The sequence below is a fragment of the Microcystis sp. T1-4 genome (genome assembly GCF_000297435.1).
Lineage (GTDB): Bacteria > Cyanobacteriota > Cyanobacteriia > Cyanobacteriales > Microcystaceae > Microcystis.
Genome location: NZ_CAIP01000291.1, coordinates 1 through 564 on the forward strand (window position 1 = coordinate 1; position 564 = coordinate 564).

The 564-nt window shown below is 41.1% G+C and carries 1 pseudogene; it reads left to right on the forward strand.

Going from position 1 to position 564, the window contains the following annotated elements:
• Nucleotides 1-564: pseudogene (locus tag MICAI_RS16310) on the forward strand (hypothetical protein); the annotation flags it as partial.

The following is a 564-nucleotide window of genomic DNA, read 5'->3' on the forward strand; positions in this document are numbered from 1 at the left end:
ACCATCACCACTGGGGGAGGTAATGACATCATCACAGGGGTTAACCCTAACAGTAGCACCCCAGGAAAAGGAGAAATTGATTCTTTAACAGGAGGAGCAGGAAGTGATAGATTTATCCTTGGTGACGTTAACTGGATTGGTTACGATGACGGTAATACAACTAATGCAGGGATAAACGATTATGCCAATATCATTGACTTTGATGCCGATGATTTTATTCAACTTCGCGGTTCAAGTAGTGATTATCTCTTGACGGTTTCTGGGACAACTACTAATCTCTATATTAATAAACCTGGCTCTGAACCTGATGAACTTATTGCCATTTTACGGGATCGAACTGGATTAAGTTTAACTGCGAGTTACTTCAACTACGTTTCTAACATCACTTTACCCAGTATTACTCTTGCTGTCTCTCCTAGTAGTGTTACCGAAGATGGGACAACAAATCTAGTTTATACCTTTACCCGTACTGGTTCCACCACTAATCCTTTAACAGTTAACTATACAGTTGGGGGGACAGCGACTCTCAATACCGATTACACTCGTACAGGGACTACCAATACA